The sequence below is a fragment of the Rhabdothermincola sediminis genome (assembly GCF_014805525.1).
Taxonomy (GTDB): domain Bacteria; phylum Actinomycetota; class Acidimicrobiia; order Acidimicrobiales; family Acidimicrobilacustridaceae; genus Rhabdothermincola; species Rhabdothermincola sediminis.
The window spans coordinates 25603-40930 of sequence record NZ_JACFSZ010000019.1 but is presented as its reverse complement, the minus strand read 5'-3'; the positions used below and the strand labels follow the sequence as shown (position 1 = coordinate 40930).

The 15328-nt window shown below is 70.5% G+C and carries 10 protein-coding genes; 6 read left to right on the top strand and 4 right to left on the bottom strand.

The window, feature by feature from the left end:
• Positions 1-13 precede the first annotated feature (13 nt).
• Entirely contained in the window at positions 14-766 is a 753-nt protein-coding gene (locus HZF19_RS14135) for a universal stress protein (RefSeq protein ID WP_208029441.1), read from the bottom strand.
• Complete coding sequence (locus HZF19_RS16615; RefSeq protein ID WP_208029440.1) at positions 763-3318, bottom strand: glycosyl hydrolase family 65 domain-containing protein; 2556 nt, start codon at positions 3316-3318, stop codon at positions 763-765. Before HZF19_RS16615 ends, HZF19_RS14135 begins: the two co-directional genes overlap by 4 nt.
• A 328-nt stretch (positions 3319-3646) precedes the next feature.
• On the opposite strand from HZF19_RS16615, the gene HZF19_RS14125 reads away from it, so the two are divergent.
• Together HZF19_RS14125 and HZF19_RS14120 are read left to right on the top strand one after the other, a co-directional pair.
• Positions 3647-4309, top strand: coding sequence for a TetR/AcrR family transcriptional regulator (locus HZF19_RS14125; protein ID WP_208029439.1), 663 nt, complete (start codon positions 3647-3649; stop codon positions 4307-4309).
• Between the two features lie 61 nt (positions 4310-4370).
• Positions 4371-4601 carry a hypothetical protein gene (locus tag HZF19_RS14120; protein ID WP_372443469.1) on the top strand — a complete coding sequence of 77 codons (231 nt, stop codon included), beginning with the start codon at positions 4371-4373 and terminating at the stop codon, positions 4599-4601.
• A 45-nt stretch (positions 4602-4646) separates the two neighbouring features.
• Here HZF19_RS14120 and HZF19_RS14115 read toward each other — a convergent pair whose 3' ends face one another.
• Positions 4647-6827, bottom strand: coding sequence for a beta-glucosidase family protein (locus HZF19_RS14115; protein ID WP_208029437.1), 2181 nt, complete (start codon positions 6825-6827; stop codon positions 4647-4649).
• Between the two features lie 150 nt (positions 6828-6977).
• Here HZF19_RS14115 and nifJ point away from each other — a divergent pair, with 150 nt between their 5' ends.
• Together nifJ and HZF19_RS14105 are read left to right on the top strand one after the other, a co-directional pair.
• Entirely contained in the window at positions 6978-10622 is a 3645-nt protein-coding gene (gene nifJ, locus HZF19_RS14110; RefSeq protein WP_208029436.1) for a pyruvate:ferredoxin (flavodoxin) oxidoreductase, read from the top strand.
• Positions 10619-11653 carry a dihydroorotate dehydrogenase-like protein gene (locus HZF19_RS14105; protein ID WP_208029435.1) on the top strand — a complete coding sequence of 345 codons (1035 nt, stop codon included), beginning with the start codon at positions 10619-10621 and terminating at the stop codon, positions 11651-11653. The genes nifJ and HZF19_RS14105 overlap by 4 nt, the downstream gene beginning before the upstream one ends.
• Positions 11654-11706: 53 nt before the next feature.
• On the opposite strand, the gene HZF19_RS14100 is transcribed toward HZF19_RS14105, so the two are convergent.
• Complete coding sequence (locus tag HZF19_RS14100) at positions 11707-13107, bottom strand: DUF2252 domain-containing protein (protein ID WP_208029434.1); 1401 nt, start codon at positions 13105-13107, stop codon at positions 11707-11709.
• A gap of 117 nt (positions 13108-13224) precedes the next feature.
• On the opposite strand from HZF19_RS14100, the gene gad reads away from it, so the two are divergent.
• Together gad and HZF19_RS14090 are read left to right on the top strand one after the other, a co-directional pair.
• A complete protein-coding gene (gene gad, locus HZF19_RS14095) occupies positions 13225-14607 on the top strand; it encodes a glutamate decarboxylase (protein WP_208029433.1) in 1383 nt (460 codons plus the stop codon).
• Positions 14608-14788: 181 nt separating this feature from the next.
• On the top strand, positions 14789-15295 hold the full coding sequence (locus HZF19_RS14090; RefSeq protein WP_208029432.1) for a DUF7144 family membrane protein: 507 nt from the start codon (positions 14789-14791) through the stop codon (positions 15293-15295).
• Positions 15296-15328 lie beyond the last annotated feature (33 nt).

Below are 15328 nucleotides of genomic sequence, written 5' to 3'. Positions count from 1 at the left end.
GAGTGGAGGGCGGTCAGCGGGTCCCGACGAGCAGCACCGGGGTCTCGCTCCGCTCGAGGATCTCCCGGGCCACCTCGCCATGACCAGGCCCGGCGTGGCGCGGCCAGCCCACCGCAAGGAGCTCGGCGCCCACTGATCGGGCGACGTCGAGGATCTCCTCGACCGGTGATCCGATCCGCAGCTCCAGGCGGGCGGGGATCGCAGCCGGCAGGTTCCGGGCGAAGAACTCCGTCGCATACACATCGGTGTCGTGTTGGACCTGATCGCAGAAGGGGGGGATGGTGCTTTCGTCGTCGACGTGCACCACGGTGATGTCGAGTCCGCTGGTCGTCGCCAGCTCGATCGCCCGGCGGAGGTCCACCGGCCTGTTGGGCGTGCCCTTCATGGCCACGAGCACCCGGTTCAGCCGCGCTGGAGGCTGAGCGGTCGGCGGCACCACGATGACCGGGTTGTCGGTCCCGCTGGCCAGCGCCAGGGGAAGGTGCCCGACACCCCGGCGGGCGCCAGGGTGGCTGTGCGCGCCGAGCAGCACCGCCACCACGTCAGGCTCGACAGCGACCCGTGCGAGCGCGTCGAGTGAGTCGTCCTTCAGCAGCCGCAGCGGTAGCCCCGAGGCCTCGGCTACGGCCTGCGCGGTCTGGAACCCGTCCTCGACCACGTGCACGCACTCGATGTCGGCACCGAGCACCGGCGCCACCGCCAGCGCCATGGCACACACCGGTCGCGCGGCCACCGAGTTGTCGATCGCGGCGATCAGCTTCGTCATCGGCTCGGCTCCCAGACGCTCCCCTGCCGGCGGAAGGACCGTCCCTCCGGTCCAACCCGCTGCGGTTCACCATCGACGAGGACCTCGATCGGACGCTCGGCGTGGATGTGCAGATCTTGGCTGGTGCAACGAATGGTGACCCGGCTGCCGTGGAACCGGGCGGTGATCTCGAGCGCCGACCACTGGGGCGGGAGCAACGGGTCGACCTGGAGCCGCCCGTCCCGGGGCCGCATGCCGGCGAAGCCGTGGACCAGCGCCTGCCAGAGCCCGCCCATGGTGGCGATGTGCAGACCGCCACCCGTGGTGGCGGTGAGGTCGTCGAGATCGATGCGGCTGGCGATCCGCAGCGCTTCGTAGGCTTGCTCGAGGCCCCCGGCCCGGGCGAACAGCGCGGCGTGGATCGCGGGTGACAGCGAGCTGCCGTGCGCAGTCCGGGGCTCGTAGAAGCGCAAGTTGGATTCCAGCGTGCCGGCCCGGAGCTCGTCCGGCACCAAGTGATAGAGCATCAGCACGTCCGCCTGCTTGACGACCTGGGCTTGGCGGACCCGCTCCGGTCCGAGCAGCAGGTCGGCGGCGATCGGACGGCGGGGGGCGATCTCGGCCATCACCAACGGCTCGAGATCGTGAAAGCCGCGGAACTGCTCGTAGATCCCCCTGTCGGGCTCGAATCCGTCCACGAGTGCCTCCGCGAGGTCTCGCCAGCGGTGCCGCTCCTCCGAGGTGATCCCGACGTCGCGCTCGGGCGACACGGCCTCGACCAGCTCGGCGGCCCGGCGCAGGTTCCAGCGGGCCATGACGTTGGTGAACGCGTTGTCGTCGACGCACTCGTGGTACTCGTCGGGTCCGATGACCCCGTCGATGTGTGCGTCCCCATCGGGATCGATGCGCACCCGCGATGCCCAGTAGCGGGCTGTCTCGACGAGCAGCTCCAGACCGGGTCCGCGTTGGAAGTCCACATCGCCCGTCCACGCGACGTAGGTGTCCGCCGCCCAGGCCACGTCGGCGACGATGTGCTCCTCGAGCTGACCGGTGCGGATGGAGACGAAGCGGCCGGCGCGATCGCGGGCTGATCGGGGGGTGACGTCCCGGCCGTCGTGAGCCGACTCCCAAGGGAAGCGGGCTCCTCGCCGCCCCAGCGATCGGGCGGTGGCCAGAGCCGCGGGCAGCCGCTGTACCCGGTACTCCAGCATCGCTCTCGCCGAGGGCGGGTGGGTGGCGGCGAGGAAGGGGAGCACGAACACGTCCGCGTCCCAGAAGACGTGACCCCGGTAGCCCGTGCCGGTGAGCCCCCGGGCCCCGACTGCCGCCTCGCCATCGTCGCTCACCGAGCTCATCAGGTGGAACAGCGCGAACCGGGTGGCCAGTTGAAGCTCGTCGTCGCCTTCGATCACCACGTCCGCGCCTGCCCATCGATGCGCCCACTGTCGGCGGTGCTCGGCCAACAGGTGATCGAACCCGAGCTCTTCTGCTTGGCGGGCGAGGGCGGCCGCGTGCTCGGGATCGGGTGGCGCGGACGGGTCCGCCACGTAGGCGGTGAACTGGTCTTCGACGATCGGACCGCCGTCGGTAGGAGTTCCGGAGGGCCACCTGGCGGTCGCGACCGCGGCCACGATGCCCCCTCCGAGCGTGCCGGAGCGGGTGCGCTGCCACGTGCTGCCGGTCGTCGTGCCTTCGTCGGTGACCAGCTCGCCGACCGGCGCGGCCAACGGGCGGGCCGGCGGCGGGCAGGCCCGGGTCCATTCCGCCCGCCGCACCAGCAGACCCGGTCGGGCCAGCGACGCGAACCGCACCACTCGGGTGACGAGGCCGTCGAGCTCGAAGGTCTCGTGCACCAGCCCGCCACGCAGGTCGAGCACCCGCCGGGCGCGTGTCGCGGCGCTCGCCTCGGTGGGGGACACGCCCGGAACGGGCCCGGGCAGCAGGTGGCTGTCCGCGCCCTGCCCGTCGTAGACGCCGGCCGCGAGCACCATCGGCGTCACCCGCGATTCGGTCAGCGAGGGCGCGCCGTTCCAGCCGATCCGGCCGGCGGCGGTGGTGAGCTGGGCGGCGCGGGCCCGCTCGGTGTCGGGGTCGATGCCGTCGATGGTGAGCATCCAGCCCGGAGGCGCGCTCGCTGCAGGAGGCTCGCCGCGCCGGCGGAGCTCGACCTGGGTCGCGAGCAGGCACGCCAGCGCGCCGAGATCCTCCACGGGGGAGAGCTCCGGCGCGCTCGCGGATCCCGGTCCCATCGTCGCGGTCCCTACCCGCAGACCGGCCTGGTCGTCTTGGGTCACCACCAGCACCGCGCTCGGGGAGACGCCGGCGCCCCAGAGCTGCTGGAGCGCGGCCTGCCATGCGGCCGACGGCTCGCCGTGGGGAAGGGGCGGGATCGACACCACCGGCACGCCCGCCGCGGCGAGGGTCGCCGCGGCCGATGCCACCGGCTCGGTGGCCATCAACCGGTCGCTGGCGAGGAGCACGGCCTCGATCCGTCGATCGGGTCCCTCAGCGCCTCCCACCGCGGGGGAACCTGGGCCGTCAGGAGGCACGTCCGCCCCGATCCGGGCGCTCACCGAGCCACGCCAGTCGCTGTCGCTGGGTTCCGGGGATCTGGCTCGCGAGCGCTCGCCGTTGTGCTCGGGTGCGCATCGTGGGCCTCGTCTCCTCAGTCTCGGCTGTACCGGCAGGCTGCGGCTCGGGCTGAACCGCGACCAGAGCATCGCAGCCCGGCACGGGTTGGGTGGGGTTGGCTCAGCGGGCACATGAGCGACGAAAGGTGGGTAGCTGGCTACTGAGAGTGATATGACGTGGGCCGTTCGGACCTGCTACGGAGTATCCGGTGATCGACGCGACGCCCCTCTCCGGGGGTTGGCAGGAGCCGTGCCCCATCGCCCGCGCCCGATGGCGAACGCCGTGACCGCGCCCGTGGAGGGGGTCCGGACCCCGAAGCGAAGCCGTGGCGTGCTCACCAGGCAGCGGGTGCTGGAGGTGGCCACCGAGGCGATCGAGAAGCGCGGGGAGGCGGCGCTGCGGGTGGAGGACGTGGCCCATGCCGCGGGGGTGTCGGTGGGCACCATCTACCGCTACTTCGGCAATCGGGAGGGGCTGGTGGTGGCGGTCCGGGCCGCCCAGTTCCTGGGCGCCCTCGACCAGGACCTGGACCAGCTGGAGAGCCTCATGGTCAGCGTCTCCACCCCGGCCGAGTTCGTGGAATCCATCCAGCGGCTGACCCGGGAGGCGGGCGACGGGTCCCGGGCCCCGCTGCGCATGCAACGGATCGAGATCATCGGGGTCAGCCGGGCCCGGCCGGCGCTGGCGCGGGCCATCGGTGACGAGCAGGCCCGCATCACCGACCGGCTCACGGCGATCGTCCGGCGAGGGCAGGAGCGGGGGCTGATCGACCCCTCGCTCGACCCGCGGTCGCTGGCCCAGTTCGTGCTGGCCTTCACCCTCGGACAGGTGCTGGCCGAGATCGACACGAGCGCACCGTTCGACCTCGATGGCTGGACCGCGGTCGCCAAGCGCTTCGCCGTCGCGGTGGCAGCGCGGCCCGAGACGGGGTAGGGAGCTACCCGTGCCCGCGAGTGCGGGCCCACCTCAGCCGAGGAAGGAGCATCCCATGGTCATGACACATCCCGAGCTCGGGGAGATCACCGGCACCAAGGACAAGGACTACGACCTCATCTGGTTCGCTGAGACCTGCCTTCGCAACGTCCTCCGGCTCGAGGTCTACATCGCCGACGCGGAGCGCGAAGGTGACCAGGAGCTCGCGGAGCTGTTCCGGAAGGCCCAGCACGAGAGCCGCAAGGGCGCCGAGCAGGCCAAAGCACTGCTGGCCGCTCGCCTCACGAGCTGAGCCGACCCATCCGGCGGTGGGCACCGGCCCATCGAGGTCGATCGGCTACAGGTCGACCTCGACGTGCCACGCGCCGGGATCGCGGGCATGGCGACCCACGGCGAGGTGGTGGCGCCCTGCCGCTGGTCGCCACCCGTGGCGGACCGGGTCACGGATGGCGAGGCGGTTGGTCGGCACCCGCACCTCGAAATGCGCCGCGCTGCCAGCGGGCACCTCGACGCGGGTGAACCCGGCCAGCCGGGCGGGCGCGTCGGGATCGGGAAGCGTCGCGTACACCTGCACGACCTCCGCGCCGTCGCGCCCGCCGGTGTTGCGGACCTGTCCGCTCACCACGAGGACGCCAGGCTCCATGACGACCTCCACGTCGGTCAGGGCGAAGGTGGTGTAGGACAGACCGAACCCGAACGGGAACGCAGGGCGGGTGCCCTGCCGATCCAGGTGCCACCACCCGTGCCACCGGTCGTAGCGGAAGCGGGTGGCGTCGCGCTCGAAGGGCGGCAGGTCGGCCTCGTCCACCGGCACGCTGAACGGCAGCCGGGCCGAGGGGTTCACGGTGCCGAGCAGCACGTCGGCCAGTCCCGGGCCAGCCCGGCAGCCGCCGTACCAGGCCTGCAGCACCGCCGGGACCTCATCGATCCACTCGCTGGCGATCACGGCGCTGCCCGCCTGGATGGCCACCACCGTTCGCGGGTTGGCCTGGGCGGCGGCGCGGATGAGCGCCACGTCCGAGGGATGCAGGCGCAGCGAGGAGCGGTCACCGCCGGTGGCGAAGCCTCCGGGGCGGTCGCCGAGCCGCTCCGGCTCGATCGTCGGGCGCCGTGCCTCGAGGGAGGCGTGGTAGCGCTCGACCAGCTCAGGATCGTCGCCCGGCGGGAACAGCGCGCTGAGGGAGGGATCGGTCTGGCCGATGTACTCGCCCTCGTCGAGGTAGGTGTAGCCGACCACCACCAGTGCCGCATCGGCGCCGGCGGCCAACGTCGCCGCCCGGGCCGGGTCGCTGCCGTCATCGTGGAGGACCTCACCGCCGACCATCGCGGCCCGCAGGCCGTCGAGCACCGTGTGGCAGTCCAGGTCCCACACGTCGCTGGACCCTCCGTCGCCGAGGTTCACGGTGCCAGCGAGCCGGCCGAGCACCGCCAGCCGGAGACCCTCGGAGGCGAGGGGGAGCACGGGCTGTCCCTCGACCGGCTCGTTCCGCAGCAGCACCACCGATCGGGCCGCGACCTCACGGGCCAGCGAGCGATGCTCCGGTGCTCCGAGGACCTCGGGTCCCGGAGCGGGTCTCGAGAGCACTTCGTCGAAGCGCAGCAGCGTGGCGATGACGTGGGCCACCGAGTCATCGACCGCGGACCAAGACACCTCACCCCGCTCGAGGGCCGCCGGCAGGTGCTGGGCGCGCACCATGCGATACGGCATCTCGATGTCGAGGCCCGCATCGAGGGACGCGGCCGCCTCGCGCAGTCCGAGGATCCAGTCGCTGATCACGAACCCGTCGAAGCCCCACTCCTGGCGGAGTACGCCGGTGAGCAGCGCGCGGTTCTGCCCGCACCAGGCGCCGTTCACCGAGTTGTACGCGGACATGACCGCGGCCACACCCTCGTGGACGATCCGGCGGAACGCTGCCAGGAAGACCTCGTGCAACGCCACCTCGTCCACCTCGATGTCGACCGAGAAGCGGGCGTTCTCCATCGAGTTGCACGCGAAGTGCTTCACGCAGGCCATCACGTGCCGCTGCAGGCCGCGGGTCAGCGCCGCGCCCATCTCACCGACGTGGTGGGGGTCCTCGCCGTAGGTCTCCTGGGCTCGGCCCCACGCCGGGTGGCGCAGGAGGTTCACGCACACCGCGCCCGTGAGGTTCGCCCCGGCTGCCCGGAGCTCCCGGCCGATCGCGTCGCCCACGCGTTCCTCGAGGTCCGGGTCCCAGGTGGCGCCGCGGGCCATCGGCACCGGGAAGCAGGTGGCGTTGCCCACCACGCACCCTCGCGGCCCGTCGGCGAAGGCCAGGCCGGGGAGACCCACCCGGTCGACCCTCGCAGCCGCGAACGGCGCTTGGTGGTAGCCGCCCCGACCGAGGAACGCGATCCCGGCCCAGGTCGGCGCATCGCCGTCCAGGCACCACAGGCGCTCCTCGGCGCTCATGGCCCCGACCAGCTCTCGCGCCGCGGCCTCCACGGGGAGTCCTGCGGCCACGGCCGCTCGCGCATCCTCGAAGGTGGAGATGGTCATCGACGTCCTGCGGGCTCGCGGTTCGACTCCACGGGAGTGATCGAGCCGCCTCACCCTATTGCGGCTGGCGCCTGCAGACTGGTTGGTGTGGGGATCACGAGAGGACGAGCGCCCCTAGCGCGATGTGGTGCAACCCGTCAATGTTGGGCCATGGCATCGCGGAGGATCTGTGTGGACGGCAACGAGGCCGCGGCGACGGTCGCGTATGCCTTGAGCGAGGTCATCGCCATCTACCCGATCACGCCCGCCTCTCCGATGGGCGAGCATGCGGACGACTGGGCGGCTGCAGGACGACCGAACCTGTGGGGTGCGGTTCCCGACGTCGTGGAGATGCAGTCGGAGGGTGGCGCGGCAGGGACCCTGCACGGCGCGCTGGCCAAGGGCGCGCTCGCCACCACCTTCACCGCCTCGCAGGGCTTGCTGCTCATGATCCCCAACATGTTCAAGATCGCCGGTGAGCTCACCCCGGCGGTCATCCATGTCGCGGCCCGGACCATCGCCACGCATGCCTTGTCGATCTTCGGGGACCACTCCGACGTGATGCACGCCCGCACCACGGGATGGGCGATGCTGTGCGCGTCATCGGTGCAGGAAGCGCACGACTTCGCGCTGGCGGCCCACGCCGCCACGCTGCGCTCGCGAGTGCCCTTCCTGCACTTCTTCGACGGCTTCCGCACCAGCCACGAGATGGCGACCATCGAGCCGCTCGGCGAGGACGACCTGCGGGCACTGGTCCGGGAGGAGGACATCGTCGCGTTCCGGCTGCGGGGGATGTCACCGGAGCGGCCCGACGTGCGTGGCACCGCGCAGAACCCTGACGTCTTCTTCCAGGCCCGTGAGGCCGCCAACCCCTTCTACGAAGCGGTGCCCGGCATCGTGCAGGAGGTGTTCGACCAGCTCGCCACCCGCACCGGCCGGCACTACTCGCTGGCCGAGTACCGGGGGGCACACGACGCGGAGCGGGTGATCGTCGTGATGGGTTCCGCGGCGGGCGCGGTGGCCGAGACCGTGGACGAGATGGCGGCCGCCGGCGAGCGGGTGGGGATGGTGACCGTGCGCCTCTACCGACCCTTCCCCGCCGAGGCACTGGTGCGGGCCCTTCCACCGACGTGCCGGGTGATCGGGGTGCTCGATCGCACCAAGGAGCCCGGGTCGGTCGGCGAGCCGCTGTACCTCGACGTCCGGGTGGCGCTCGACGAGGCCATGGGAGGCGAGCTACCGCCGTTCGCGGTGGCGCCGGACGTCGTCGGTGGCCGTTACGGGCTCTCGTCCAAGGAGCTCACGCCGACGATGGTGAAGGGGGTCTTCGACGAGCTCGCCCTGCCTCGACCTCGCCGCGAGCTCACCGTGGGCATCTACGACGACGTGACCGGGCTGAGCGTTCGGCCAGACGAGACTTTCGCGGTGGCTCGCCCTGCCGGGGAGGTGCAGGCGGTCTTCTTCGGGCTCGGTTCCGACGGAACCGTGGGGGCGAACAAGTCCTCCGTCAAGATCATCGGTGGATCCACGGACCTGTTCGCGCAGGGCTACTTCGTCTACGACTCGAAGAAGTCAGGCTCGGTGACGGTGTCGCACTTGCGCTTCGGTCCTGAGCCGATCCGCTCCACCTACCTGATCGACCAGGCCGACTTCGTGGCGTGCCACCAGTTCGGCCTGCTCGAGCGGATGAAGGTGCTCGAGCTCGCCAAGCCCGGCGCCACGTTCCTGCTCAACAGTCCCTTCCCCGCCGAGGAGGTGTGGGATCGGCTCCCACGGGGCGTGCAAGAGCAGCTCATCGACAAGCAGATCAGCTTCTGGATCGTCGACGCAGACCGGATCGCGGCCGAAGCCGGGATGGGCAACCGCATCAACACGGTCATGCAGCCCTGCTTCTTCCAGCTCGCCGGGGTGCTCCCACCTGACGAGGCGATGGCCCGCATCAAGGCGTCGATCGCGCAGACGTACGCCCGGCGGGGTCGCGCCCTGGTCGAGCGGAACTTCGCTGCCATCGACCGCTCACTGGCCGGGCTGCAGCGGGTCGAGCTGCCCCAGCTCGCCACCAGCGTCTACCCTGACCTCCGACGGATCCCCGATGACGCCCCGGACTTCGTCAAGCGGGTGACCTCCGTGTTGCTGGCCGGCGACGGTGACCTGCTGCCGGTCTCGGCGCTACCCGCCGACGGCCGGTTCCCCTCCGGTACCACCAGGTACGAGAAGCGGGCGATCGCCAAGGAGATCCCGATCTGGGACCCCGAGGTGTGCATCGACTGCGGCAAGTGCGCCATCGTCTGCCCCCACGCGACCATCCGCATGAAGATCTTCGAGCCGGACGCGCTCGACGGGGCGCCTCCGCAGTTCCTGTCCAAGCCGTTCCGGTCCAAGGAGCTCGAGGGCTTCCGTCTCACCATTCAGGTGGCTCCCGACGACTGCACCGGCTGTGGGGTGTGCGTCGACGTGTGCCCCGCCAAGTCGAAGACCGAAGTCCGGCACAAGGCCATCAACATGGAGCCGGTTGCCGCACACCGCGACGTCGAGCGGGTGCGCTGGGAGTACTTCTCGTCGATCCCACCGGTCGACCGCAGCCTGCTCGCCCACGACTCGGTGAAGGGCTCGCAGGTGCTCGAGCCCCTGTTCGAGTTCTCAGGTGCCTGCGCGGGCTGCGGTGAGACGCCGTATCTGAAGCTCGTGAGCCAGCTCTTCGGGGACCGGGTCCTGATCGCCAACGCCACGGGTTGCTCGTCGATCTACGGCGGGAACCTGCCCACGACGCCATGGGCGATGAACCAGGAGGGGCGCGGCCCGGCGTGGAGCAACTCGCTGTTCGAGGACAACGCCGAGTTCGGGCTCGGCATGCGGCTCGGGCTCGAGGCCCAGCAGCGCCAGGCCCGGCTGCTGCTCCGCCGCCTGGCGCCCCAGCTCGGTCCCGAGCTGGTCGATGCGATCCTCGACGGGTCGCAAGCGACCGAGGTCGAGCTGGTCGCCCAGCGGGAGCGGGTGGCGCGACTTCGAGCGATGCTAGAGGCGATCGTCGCCTCGGGCTCGGGTGAGCGGGCCGCGGCGGCGCAACTGCTGTCGCTAGCGGATGTGCTCACACGGCAGGGAGTGTGGATCGTGGGCGGCGACGGTTGGGCCTACGACATCGGCTTCGGCGGTCTGGACCACGTGCTGTCGACCGGGCGGGACGTGAACATCCTCGTCCTCGACACCGAGGTGTACTCGAACACCGGTGGCCAGGCTTCCAAGGCGACGCCCCGCTCAGCGGTGGCCAAGTTCGCCTCTGCCGGCAAGGGCGTGGGCAAGAAGGACCTTGGTGCGGTGGGGCGCGAGTACGGGAACGTCTACGTCGCCCAGATCGCGATGGGAGCCAACGACCTGCAGGCCACCAAGGCGTTGCTGGAAGCCGACGCCTGGCCGGGGCCGTCCTTGGTGATCGCCTACTCCACGTGCATCGCGCACGGCATCGACATGTCGAAGTCGATGACCCATCAGAAGGACGCGGTGCGTTCCGGGTACTGGCCGCTGTACCGGTTCCGCCCCTCGGAGGCCGAGCATGGTCACCCCTTCAGCCTCGACTCCAAGGCCCCGTCGATGCCGGTGGCCGACTTCGTGGAGACCGAGGCGCGCTTCGCCGTCCTGCGCCGCACCGACCCCCGGCGCGCTCGCGAGCTGGCAGAGCTGCTGCAGGCGGACGTGGATGAGCGATGGCGGTACTACGGCCAGCTCGCGGGTCTGGAGCGCACCGTGCCACACCCCAGCGGTCATGAGAAGCATGACGTGGAGCATGACGAGGAGCGTGACGAGGAGATGGAGCAGTGAGCGCGGATCTGGCGACCCGCTATCTGGGGCTGGAGCTGTCGTCGCCGGTCGTCGCCTCGGCAAGCCCGCTCACCGGTGACGTGGAGACGGTGCGAGCACTCGTCGACGCCGGTGCGTCGGCGGTGGTGATGCCGTCGCTGTTCGAGGAGGAGATCCTCCAGGAAGAGCTCGAGCTCACCCGGGCGCTGGAGGCCGGCGCCGAGCACTTCTCCGAGGCCGCCACCTACTTCCCCTCCGTCCCGGAGCTGGTCAACGCGGCCGACCGGTACGTGGCCTGCCTCGCCGAGCTGAAGGGCGCGGTCACGGTCCCGATCGTCGCCAGCCTCAATGCGGACACCAGGGGCGGGTGGGTCCGCCACGCCGGCCGGCTGGCGAGCGCGGGGGCCGACGCCATCGAGCTCAACCTCTACACGGTGGCCGCTGATCCCGAACGCTCCGGGGTTGAGGTCGAGGCCGAGCTGCTCGGGGTGGTGGCCGACGTCCGCCGCGCCGTGGAGGTGCCGCTGGCGGTGAAGCTCAGCCCGTACTTCTCGTCCATGGCTCACATGGCTCGCCAGGTGGTGGGAGCCGGGGCGGACGGGCTGGTGCTGTTCAACCGCTTCTACCAGCCCGACATCGATCTCGAGGCGCTGGACGTGGTGCCCCGGGTGGAGCTCTCGTCCCGCTGGGAGCTGCGCCTGCCGTTGCGATGGATCGCGATTCTCCGACCGCTCCTGCCGGACACCTCGCTCGCCGCGAGCAGCGGGATCTGCTCGGGGCAGGACGTGGCCAAGGCCGTCGCCGCCGGGGCGGACGTCGCAATGATGACCTCGGCGGTGTTGCGACACGGACCGGGTCATGTGTCGACCGTGATCGGTGAGCTGCGCCGCTGGCTCGACGACCACGGGTACGCGAGCGTCGGGCAGTTGCGGGGAAGCATGAGCTACGCCGCCAGCGCCGATCCGTCGGCGTTCGAGCGGGCGAACTACCGCCAGGTGCTCCACTCCTGGACCTCCCCGGGGGAGCTGTCGTCGCCGCCGCCCCCCTCGTAGCGATCGGCCAGAACTCGCAGGTGGAAGTGGCTGCTGATGTCCGGGGCAATCGGTCATCGCGATCCACCGAGATCCGTCGTCTCGACGGTCACCGGCAGGCGGCCCGAGGCGATGGCCTCGCGGAACCGCTCGTAATCCTCGAGGTTCTGCGCGGCGTAGGCCTCGGCGAAGGCGGTGATCGCCTGGTCGAACGTGGCGCCTCTCCCGAGATACGAGCTGATCGCCACCGGATCACCGGAGCGGGCATGCCCCCGGGCGAGGATGCGCCCGCACAGGTGCGCGTAGAAGCTCAGCTGGTCGGGCGTCGTGCCCTCGATGTCGACCGTTCCCTTCCAGTCCCTGAGCTGGCGCACGTAGTAGTGGTGGCCCCCGATGTGCTCGGAGGTCCAGCCCAGGAAGGGGTCGGACTGCGCTTGTACCAGCCGCTGCCCCTCCACGACCCGTTGACCGTGGTTGGGGTAGGGGCTCGGGTCCAGGTGGGCCTCGAGCACCGACGGACCAGCCTCCTTGGCTTGTAGCAGGAGCGGATCGTGCTCGTCGCGGCCGCGCAGCAGGAGGATCAGGCAGCGGGTGCCCACGCTGCCCACCCCGACCACCTTCACCCCGATGTCCATCACCTCGTAGCGGGCGACGAGGTGATGGCGAGCATCGTCGAGGGTGTCGAGGTAGTCGGCGAACGCGGACAGGGTGACCTCACGCAGGACGTCCTGGTCGTAGCCCAGCGGCGCGTCACGCAACGAGAACAGCACCGGTGGCCGGTGAGCGATGCGAGGCTGGCCGTCGACGATCTCGGTGAGCTTGCCGACCGCCTGCAGGCTCGTCCGGTGCATCGCCCGCCGCTGGAAGCGCTCGATCCGCATGGCGAGCTCTTCCGCGGTCACACCAGCGGTGGTGGTCAGGTCCTCCACCCGCAGCGTCTGGTACCACAGGTCGAGGAACCCCATCTCCGCGTACTCGGCCATCGCCTGGCGGTAGGACCGGGTCACCCGGGCGGTGGCTCGCCTGGTGACCTCGGCCGGTAAGCCGAGGTACTGCCCGGCGATGGTGAAGCTGGTCGCCAGACGTTTCAGATCCCACTCCCACGGGCCACGGAGCGTCTCGTCGAAGTCGTTCGCATCGACGACGAGGTGGCGTTCGGGTGAGGCATACGCACCGAAGTTGGACAGGTGCGCGTCGCCGCCGAGCTGCACGGTGAGACCGCTCGCCGGGGTCGAGGCCAGATCGCCGGCCATGATCGCCGCCGCGCCCCGGTAGAAGGCGAAGGGGTTGGCCCCCATGCGCTGGTGGCGTACCGGCACCAGGAACGCGAGCCGGGAGTGGTTCTGCCCGTCGATGACGGCGATCGGGTCGGTCCGACCGTCCCGGGTGACCCACTCGGCGTGCGAAGAACGCGGCGCGACCGCCCGGGCGGCGCGCCCCATCTCACGTCGTTCGTCGAGCGATGCGCTTCCCATCGAGGAGGTACCAGGGTCGAGTGACGAGCGGTCCGCATGGTTGCGGGAGGTACGCTACCGGCGCCCGAGCGGGAGATCCCGATGGGTCGAGCGGCGTGACCCCGACGGACGCGAGGAATGACGATGGTTGTACCCGAAGGCGGTACGGACGGTGTCCCCGGCACGCGCTACTTCGCGCAACCGCTACCCCGCGATCGTTTCCCCGACGAGGGCATGGATGCCCGAGATGCGTACGAGCTGATCCACCTCGGGCTGCGGGTCGATGGGCAGCCGTCGATGAACCTCGCATCGTTCGTCACCACGTGGATGGAGCCAGAAGCCGAGCAGCTCATCCACGAGGCGATGAGCACCAACCACATCGACCACGAGGAGTACCCGATCGCGGAGCGGATCGAGACGATCTGTGCTCGGATGCTCGCCGATCTCTGGCACGCGCCGTCACTGGACGACGCGGTCGGGGTGGCGACCATCGGCAGCTCCGAGGCGATCATGCTCGGTCTGCTGGCGGCGAAGTTCCACTGGCGGAACCGCCGGCAGGCCGAGGGTAGGCCCGCCGACCGGCCGAACGTGGTGTACGGAGCCGAGACACACATCGTCTGGGACAAGTTCGCCCGCTACTTCGACGTGGAGATGCGGAAGATCCCTCTCCGTGCCGACCACTTCGTGCTCCACCCCGACGATGTCGCCGAGCTGGTGGACGAGAACACCATCGCGGTCGGCGCGGTGCTGGGCACGACCTTCATCGGCGAGAACGACCCGATCAGCGAGATGAACGACCTGCTCCTCGACCTGAAGGCAACGCGCGGCTGGGACATCCCCATCCACGTCGACGCGGCCAGTGGGGGCTTCATCGCGCCGTTCAGCCGCCCCGACGAGCGGTGGGACTTCCGTCTCGAGCAGGTGGCCTCCATCAACGCCTCGGGTCACAAGTACGGGCTGGTCTACCCCGGGGTGGGCTGGTTGGTGTTCCGCGACCGTTCACGCCTGCCGTCCGATCTGGTGTTCAACGTGAACTACCTCGGCAGCGAGCAACCGACCTTCACCTTCAACTTCTCGCGCAGCAGCGCCATGATCCAGGCGCAGTACTACAACTTCGTGCGACTCGGTCGGCGCGGGTACACCGCGATCGTCGAGACCATGCTGGCCAACGCCCGGTACCTGAACGAGCGGCTCGCGGCCACCGGTCGTTTCCAGGTCCTCAACCCCGGGGTGGCCGAGCCGGTGGTCACCTTCCGGTTGGCGCCGGGTCACGAGTTCGACGAGTTCCACCTCTCGGATCGTCTCCGCCAGCACGGCTGGATCGTCCCCGCGTACGCGCTGCCCCCGAACGCGCATCACGTGACGGTGTTGCGAGTGGTGGTCCGCAACGACATGAGCCGCGACAAGGTGGACATCCTGATGGCCCACCTGGAGGAGGCGTGCCGCGAGCTCGACGGCAGCGGCGTGCCACCGACCGGCGCGGAACGGCGCACCCACGAGCATCAGCGGCGCCGCTGCTGAGCTACCGGGGCTGCTCGGTCGGGAGGGGTCCCTGACTGTCACCCATCAGGATCACGCTCCGTCGAAGCCCTTCCGCCCAGCGCGTCCGCAACGGTGCCGCGACGCTCACGCGCGGTCTCGGGATGCGCGCCCGCGGGGTAGGGAGCAACGTGGCTCTCCCGTCGGACGAAAGGAGCCGGAGATGGCTGAAGTCAGAGCAGAGCAGGCGGCGGCCACGGTGAGGCCCGAGGCGGCTCCCCGGGTGGTCGAGGAGTACGATGAGTTCACCGGCTGGATGGGGTGGAACGTCTTCGCCGCCACCATCATGATGATCGCCGGCACGCTCCAGGGCCTCTCCGGGTTCATCGCCATCGTGAACGACGACTGGATCGTGTGGACCAACCGGGGCAGCCTCTACATCGACATGACGGCGTGGGGCTGGGTCCACCTGGTGATCGGCGCGGTCATGTTCCTCGCCGGCCTCGGCGTGCTGACCGGGAACCTCCTCGCCCGCATCGTCGGTGTGGTCCTCGCGGCATCGAGCATCGTCGCCAACTTCCTCTTCCTGCCTGCGTATCCGATCTGGTCGATCACGGTGATGGCCCTGGGGGTGATCGTGATCTGGGCCCTCACCGCCCACGGCCACGAGATGCGGGATCGCACGCGCCCCACCGAGATCGATCTCCGCACGCCGGCGCCCAGCCGGTAGCGCGATCGAGCGCGGCCCCCTGCGGGGTGGGCC